The sequence below is a fragment of the Halorubellus salinus genome (assembly GCF_020567525.1).
GTDB classification, from domain to species: Archaea; Halobacteriota; Halobacteria; order Halobacteriales; family Natrialbaceae; genus Halorubellus; species Halorubellus salinus.
The window spans coordinates 1-578 of sequence record NZ_JAJCVI010000013.1 but is presented as its reverse complement, the minus strand read 5'-3'; the positions used below and the strand labels follow the sequence as shown (position 1 = coordinate 578).

The 578-nt window shown below is 59.0% G+C and carries 1 tRNA gene and 1 rRNA gene; both read left to right on the top strand.

Features of this window, described 5'->3' with window-relative positions:
* Positions 1 to 117 (top strand): 16S ribosomal RNA (locus LI336_RS20045); the annotation flags it as partial.
* Between the two features lie 116 nt (positions 118 to 233).
* A tRNA-Ala gene (locus LI336_RS20040) sits at positions 234 to 305 on the top strand.
* Positions 306 to 578: the final 273 nt, after the last annotated feature.

Below are 578 nucleotides of genomic sequence, written 5' to 3'. Positions count from 1 at the left end.
AAGCACCCGAGTGGGGTCCGGATGAGGCCACCTAACGGTGGTCGAATCTGGGCTCCGCAAGGGGGCTTAAGTCGTAACAAGGTAGCCGTAGGGGAATCTGCGGCTGGATCACCTCCACTGACCGGGATCGACCCACACGGGTCGACCCACCTTTCCGAGTTCGGTTTTCCACCGAGTCGCCCGATCGGGCACCTTTGAACTACCAGGGCTAACCATCCTCCCGAGAGGGAGGTGGGCCCATAGCTCAGTGGTAGAGTGCCTCCTTTGCAAGGAGGATGCCCTGGGTTCGAATCCCAGTGGGTCCATGTACGTTCAAGTCGTCCCGAACCAATCCCCTTAAGTGGGAGACGGAGAGAGGAAGACTTGACGACGACTGATGCACCACTCCGCGCAAGCGTGAGTGGGAAGGGTCGAACGTCCGCCTGGCAACTACCAGGGGACGTGATGAAGCCGCGTGTAAGCACAATCCAGACACAAACTGGACTCGTACCATCGAGTCAACAACATTCCAACAGACGTGGCTACTGTGCCAACTGGTGGATGGCTCGGCTTGAGAGCCGACGAAGGACGTGCCAAGC